Origin of the sequence: Mycobacterium sp. UM_Kg27 (genome assembly GCF_000972905.1) — a bacterium.
Classification (GTDB): Bacteria; Actinomycetota; Actinomycetes; order Mycobacteriales; family Mycobacteriaceae; genus Mycobacterium.
Genome location: NZ_JRMM01000186.1, coordinates 1 through 6,292 on the forward strand (window position 1 = coordinate 1; position 6,292 = coordinate 6,292).

Annotated in this window: 6 protein-coding genes; 4 read left to right on the forward strand and 2 right to left on the reverse strand. The window is 67.4% G+C overall.

Annotated features, from left to right (window positions below):
- A partial coding sequence (locus LI94_RS19720; RefSeq protein WP_046302259.1) for an FtsH/Yme1/Tma family ATP-dependent metallopeptidase occupies nucleotides 1-1,138 on the reverse strand: 1,138 nt, incomplete at its 3' end.
- Nucleotides 1,139-1,289: 151 nt separating this feature from the next.
- Here LI94_RS19720 and LI94_RS19725 point away from each other — a divergent pair.
- From LI94_RS19725 to LI94_RS19735, 3 genes are read left to right on the forward strand one after another with little or no spacing between them, the layout of a single operon-like run.
- Nucleotides 1,290-2,252, forward strand: a complete 963-nt coding sequence (locus LI94_RS19725; RefSeq protein WP_046302264.1) for an alpha/beta hydrolase — start codon at nucleotides 1,290-1,292, stop codon at nucleotides 2,250-2,252.
- Nucleotides 2,249-3,454 (forward strand): LLM class flavin-dependent oxidoreductase, encoded by a 1,206-nt coding sequence (locus tag LI94_RS19730; protein WP_046302260.1) that lies wholly within the window; start codon nucleotides 2,249-2,251, stop codon nucleotides 3,452-3,454. Before LI94_RS19725 ends, LI94_RS19730 begins: the two co-directional genes overlap by 4 nt.
- Entirely contained in the window at nucleotides 3,454-4,470 is a 1,017-nt protein-coding gene (locus LI94_RS19735) for a zinc-binding dehydrogenase (RefSeq protein ID WP_046302261.1), read from the forward strand. Before LI94_RS19730 ends, LI94_RS19735 begins: the two co-directional genes overlap by 1 nt.
- 3 nt (nucleotides 4,471-4,473) lie before the next feature.
- Here LI94_RS19735 and LI94_RS19740 read toward each other — a convergent pair whose 3' ends face one another.
- A complete protein-coding gene (locus tag LI94_RS19740) occupies nucleotides 4,474-5,325 on the reverse strand; it encodes a hypothetical protein (protein ID WP_052739990.1) in 852 nt (283 codons plus the stop codon).
- A gap of 65 nt (nucleotides 5,326-5,390) precedes the next feature.
- On the opposite strand from LI94_RS19740, the gene LI94_RS19745 reads away from it, so the two are divergent.
- Nucleotides 5,391-6,134 (forward strand): SIMPL domain-containing protein, encoded by a 744-nt coding sequence (locus tag LI94_RS19745; protein ID WP_046302263.1) that lies wholly within the window; start codon nucleotides 5,391-5,393, stop codon nucleotides 6,132-6,134.
- The last annotated feature ends 158 nt before the right edge of the window (nucleotides 6,135-6,292 follow it).

Here is a 6,292-nt window from a genome sequence, read left to right on the forward strand (position 1 = left end):
GTGTATAAGAGACAGGATCAGCGTCAGGGCCGATCGGTTTGCCCGCCGAATGCACCCGCAACACTGCCCGCCGCCCCGCGATGTCGGGGTTGGTCACCGGGATCTGACGGTCGAACCGACCGGGCCGCAGCAGCGCCGGGTCGAGGATGTCTGGCCGGTTGGTGGCCGCGATCAAGATGACCCCGGCGCGCTCGCCGAACCCGTCCATCTCCACCAGCAACTGGTTGAGGGTCTGCTCACGCTCGTCGTGCCCGCCGCCCATGCCGGCGCCGCGCTGGCGGCCGACCGCGTCGATCTCGTCGACGAACACGATGCACGGGCTGTTCTGTTTGGCCTGCTCGAACAGGTCCCGCACCCGGGAGGCGCCCACACCGACGAACATCTCCACGAAGTCCGAGCCGGAGATGGTGAAGAAGGGCACGCCCGCCTCACCGGCAACCGCACGGGCCAGCAGCGTCTTACCGGTACCGGGCGGGCCGTAGAGCAGTACGCCCTTGGGGATCTTGGCGCCCAGTGCCTGGTAGCGGCCCGGGTTCTGCAGGAAGTCCTTGATCTCGTAGAGCTCCTCGACCGCCTCGTCCACGCCGGCGACGTCGGCGAAGGTGGTCTTGGGCATGTCCTTGCCCAGCTGTTTGGCCCGGGATTTGCCCATACCGAAGCCCATCCGCGCGCCGCCCTGCATCCGGGAGAACATCACGAACAAGCCGATCAGCAGCAACATCGGCAACATGTAGATCAGCAGTGATCCGAGCAGGCTGCCCTGGTTCACCACGGTGTTGATCTCGGCCTTCTTGGCCGTCAGCGCGGTATAGAGCGGAACGGCGTACCCGGTCGGGTACTTGGTGATCAGCTTGTCGACCTTCTCGGACCGGCCGGGCTTGTCGGCCTTGCCCGCCTTGCCGGCTTTGTCGGTCGCCTCAACGCTGGTGAGCGGGGTCTTCAGGACCAGGCGTAGCTGCTGCTCGCGGTCGTCGAGCTGCGCGCTTTTGACGTTGCCACTGTGGATCTGGGCCACCGCCACCGAGGTGTCGACCGGCTTGTATCCGCGGGTGTCATCGCTGAAATAGAAGAACGACCAACCGAGCAGCAACACCACTGCGATCGCGGTTACGGTGCGGATCACGTTTTTGCGATTCATCAGACATCGGCCGGACGCGGCCAAATCCTTCCAATACGTGCAGCTGGGCATGTTCAGGCTACCGCCCCTTGCGGTTAACCTGCCTGGCCGGACTCGGGAACCCTGTTCGATCGCGGCCCGGTTGTGCTTTGGTGTGACGGTGGCTCCCGTAATCGAACGAGCAACTCAACGTTTTGTCGACACCAATGGCGTGACCCTGCGGGTCACCGAGGCGGGTGAGCGTGGCGCCCCCGTGGTGTTGCTGGCCCACGGATTCCCCGAATTGGCCTTCTCGTGGCGCCATCAGATTCCGGCGCTGGCCGACGCGGGATTCCACGTTCTGGCCCCCGATCAGCGCGGCTACGGCGGCTCGTCACGGCCGGACGAAATCGCGGCCTATGACATCGCCTCGCTCACCGGTGACCTGGTCGGGCTGTTGGACGACGTCGGCGCCCAGAGTGCGATCTGGATCGGCCACGACTGGGGCGGCCCGGTGGTGTGGAGCGCCGCGCAGCTGCACCCGGAACGGGTGGCCGGCGTGGTGGGGCTCAGTGTGCCGCCGGTGCCCCGCCCACAGGTTCCTCCGACGGAGGCGTTTCGCAATATCTTCGGCGAGAATTTTTTCTACATGCTCTATTTTCAGCAGCCGGGTGTGGCCGACGCGGAATTGGATTCCGATCCGGCCCGCACCATGCGCCGGATGATGGGCAGCCTCAGTCCAGGCGATCGCGAATCGGCTTTGCTGATGACGGCGCCTGGGCCGATGGGCTTCATCGATCGACTCGCCGAGCCGGCGGCGCGCCCGGACTGGATCAGCGCCGACGAACTGGATCACTACGTCGCCGAGTTCACCCGCACCGGGTTCACCGGCGGACTGAACTGGTACCGCAACCTCGACCGCAACTGGGAGATCATGACCACTCCACCCGCCGCCACCATCGACATTCCCACCCTGTTCATCGCCGGGTCGGCAGATCCGGTGCTGGCCTTCACCCGCCGCGATCGGGCCGCCGAGCTGGTGACCGGCCCCTACCGCGAGGTGATCATCGACGGCGCCGGCCATTGGCTGCAGCAGGAGCGGCCCGACGAGGTCAACGCGGAGCTGCTGGAATTCGTGAGCGGGGTGCAGCTGTGACCGCCCGGCCGTTGCGTTTCGGGGTCTTCATCACCCCGTTTCACGCGTTGGGTCAATCACCCACGGTCGCATTGGAATACGACCTGGAGCGCGTCGTCGCGCTGGACCGGCTAGGCTTCGACGAAGCCTGGTTCGGGGAGCATCATTCGGGCGGCTACGAACTGATCGCCTGTCCCGAGGTCTTCATCGCCGCGGCCGCGGAGCGCACCAAGCACATCCGGCTGGGCACCGGCGTGGTTTCGCTGCCGTATCACCACCCGTTGATGGTGGCCGACCGTTGGGTTCTGCTGGATCACCTGACTCGCGGCCGGGTGATGTTCGGCGCCGGACCGGGCGCGCTGCCCACCGACGCCCACATGATGGGCATCGATCCCGTAGAACAGCGCCGGATGATGCAGGAGTCCCTGGAGGCGATCCTGGCGCTGTTCCGAGCCGAGCCGGGTGAGCTGATCACCCGGCATTCGGACTGGTTCACCCTGCGTGACGCGTCCCTGCACATTCGCCCCTACACCTGGCCGTACCCAGAAGTGTCCGCGGCCGCCATGATTTCGCCGTCCGGGCCGCGGTTGGCCGGCGCGCTGGGCACCTCACTGCTGTCGCTGTCGATGTCGGTGCCGGGCGGGTTTGCGGCTCTGGAGAAGACCTGGGAAGTGGTGCGCGATCAAGCCGCGAAAGCCGGGCGCGACGAACCGGACCGCAACGACTGGCGGGTGCTGAGCATCATGCACATCGCCGACACCCGGGAGCAGGCGATCGCCGACTGCACCTACGGGCTGCAGGATTTCGCGAACTACTTCGGCGCGGCCGGGTTCGTACCGCTGGCCAGCGAAGTCGAAGGCTCACCGCAGACGCCGACCGAGTTCGTCGAGGCCTACGCCGCTGCCGGGAGTAGCTGCATCGGCACCCCCGATGACGCGATCGAACACATCACCGGCCTGCTGGAGCGCTCCGGCGGCTTCGGCACCTTGCTGTTCCTGGGGCACGACTGGGCCTCACCCGAGGCCACCTATCACAGCTACGAGCTGTTGGCCCGCAAGGTGATTCCGCACTTCAGGGGCCAACTGACCGCACCCAGGGCATCACACGAGTGGGCCCGGGGCATGCGCGACACGTTGTTCGGCCGGGTCGGCGAGGCGATCACGAACGCCGTCGTCGAGCATGTGGCCGAGTCCGCGCCCCCCGACACGAATAGTGCACAGTGATGCGCGCGGCGGTGCTGCGCAACGGGCGGATGATCTACCGCGACGACGTGCCGGAGCCGACCCCGGGTCCGGGCCAGGTGCTCGTCGCAGTGACGGCATGCGGCATCTGCGGGTCTGACCTGCACTTCGCCTCACATGGCGAGCAAGTACTGGCCGCGACGCAGGCCATGTCCGGCAGCCCGTCCTCGCGGGCATCGGTCGACCTGGACGCCGACATCTTCATGGGCCACGAGTTCAGCGCAACCGTGCTGCAGGCCGGCCCGGGAACCGAGACCTTTCCCGCCGGAACGCCGGTCACCTCCATCCCGGCCTTGTTGGCCGCCAAGGGTATTGAACCGATCGTCTACTCCAACACGACATTGGGCGGCTACGCCGAGAAGATGGTGCTGTCGGCTCCGCTGCTGGTGCCGATCCCCAACGGGCTGGATCCCCGCCATGCCGCACTGACCGAGCCGATGGCCGTGGGCCTGCATGCGGTCAACAGATCCGGCATCGTGGCCGGCGAGACTGCGCTGGTGTTGGGCTGCGGACCGATCGGGATGGCGATCGTCGCAGCTTTGCGGAACGCAGGCGTGGAAGACATTGTGGCCGCTGACTATTCGACCGTCCGGCGGGACATTGCCACGACCACGGGCGCGCATCGCACTCTCGACCCCGCGCAGGGGTCGCCGTTCGACACCGTCACTCCGAACGTGATCTTCGAGGCGGTCGGCATGCCGGGGATCATCGACGACGTGCTGCGGCGCGCGCCGGTGCACAGCCGGCTGGTGGTGGCCGGGGTGTGCATGGAACCCGACACCGTGCACCCGTTCTTCGGCATCGCCAAGGAGATCAGCGTGCAGTTCGTCCTGGCCTATAAGCCGGAGGAGTTCGCCGCATCACTGCGGGAAATCGCCGAGGGCCGGATCGACGTAGCTCCGCTGATCACCGGCGAGGTCGGACTCGACGGCGTGGGTGCCGCTTTCGATGACCTGGCCGATCCCGACCGGCACTGCAAGATCCTGGTCACGCCCTAGACTTCAGGCCGGGAAGCCGCCGGCGTCGACCAGTTGCTTCGACCACGCGCCGACCAGCTCGACCAGTTCGCCCAAGTCGTCGCCGAGGCGGGCGATGAGCGGGGCACAAGCCGCATCCGTTGCAGTCTCTACCGCCTCGCGGGCGGTGCGCCCGGCATCGCTGAGCACCCCGTCACGAGCCAGGCCACGCGCGGCCAGGCGCTCCTCGCCGGCGGTCAGCTGCTCATCACTCCAGGCCCGGGACCGGACGTAGGTGCGCGGCGGGAATCCGCGATAGAGCTCGGTGATCAGCCCGATCTCGACCGCATCGAATCCCGCTGCGACCCAGGCGTTGATGTGTGCGTCGCCGCGGAATTCGCGGAGCTGGTCCGCCAGCAGCCAAGCATCGGTCAACGGCTCACCAACCAGCCCACCGGCAACCAGCCCGGCGAACAGCGGCTTGCCCGCCACCGAGAGGCCATCCGTAGCGCCGCGCAGCAATTCCACCGCGCGCTCGATGCCGTCGGGGGCTGCCCCCAAGACCCGGCGCAGCTGCGCCACCGCCCCTTCGGTGCGCGCCGCCCGAATGGTCGGCGCGTCGGTCAGCTTCCAGCCGTAGCCGACTGCGGGAACGACCACGGCCGGATTGAACACTCCGAATGTCGCGGCGATCACGTCGCCGGGCGCCTGCCCCAGCGCGGAACCGCGACTACAGAAGTAGGCCGGCCCGTCCGGCATTTCGACCCCGCCGGCTGTTGCGGGGCTGGCGCCGAAACCGAGTGCCGCATAACCGCGGTGACACTCCGGGGAGAAGTACACTTGGCCCGCGAACGGCTCAATGGCGTTGGACAGTACTCGCGACGGCGCGGTGGTCATCGCCTCAGTGTGCCGCATGAGTCTTTTTCGCCGGTGTCTGCATCGACTCCGATAGGGTGCCAGGCATGCCGACACACAGTGCCCGGATGGTTCTCCGCTGGTCGATGACGATGGTGCTGGCAGGCGTGGTCGCCCTCGCGATGGCCGGCTGCGATGCCGCGCCGGGCGGTGGCGGGACGGACATACCGCGTCAGGTGACCGTCGTGGGCACCGGCGAGGTCCAGGGGGTTCCCGACACGCTGACCACCGAGGCGGGTATCGAGTTCGTCGCCGCAGATGTCACCAGCGCGATGAACCAGACCAGCGAGCGTCAGCAGGCGGTGATCGACGCGCTGGTGGATGCCGGCGTGGACCGCAAGGACATCAGCACCACCCAGGTGAGCCTGCAGCCGCAGTACAGCAATACCGACGCCAGCGGGTCGGCCAACATCACCGGCTACCGGGCCGCCAACACCATCCGGGTCAAGGTTGAGCGCGATTCAGCCTCCCAGGTGCTGGCGGTGATCGTGCGAGCCGGCGGCGACGCCACCCGAATCAACGGGGTGAGCTACTCCATCGAGGACGATTCGGCGCTGGTGCGTGGCGCGCGGGAGCGGGCCTTCAACGACGCCAGGGACCGCGCCGAGCAGTACGCCCAATTGTCGGGCCTGCGGCTCGGTCAGGTGATCTCAATCTCCGAGATCGCCGGCGAGGCGCCGCCGACGCCGGTCGGGATGCCGATGCCCCGCGCGATGGCCGCCGCTCCCCCGGTCGAGCCGGGCCAGCAGACCGTGAGCTTCACCGTCACCGCGGTCTGGGAGCTTGGCTAGACCCCCTCGCCCTGCTTCGCCCACATCTTGTCAGTGGATTCAGCTATAATCGAACGTATGTTCGAACGATTGTCGCGGCCGCCTAGCGGGGCTTCGGTGGCGGAGTTCAGTGCGTGGTTTTTGCAGCGTCATCCGCGTGCCACGCCGGAGTCGGCGGC

Bases quoted from the DNA above. Each gene is read 5' to 3' on its own strand.
- LI94_RS19740 (WP_052739990.1), bottom strand. From the start codon at position 5,325: ATGACCACCGCGCCGTCGCGAGTACTGTCCAACGCCATTGAGCCGTTC.
- LI94_RS19735 (WP_046302261.1), top strand. From the start codon at position 3,454: ATGCGCGCGGCGGTGCTGCGCAACGGGCGGATGATCTACCGCGACGAC.
- LI94_RS19745 (WP_046302263.1), top strand. From the start codon at position 5,391: ATGCCGACACACAGTGCCCGGATGGTTCTCCGCTGGTCGATGACGATG.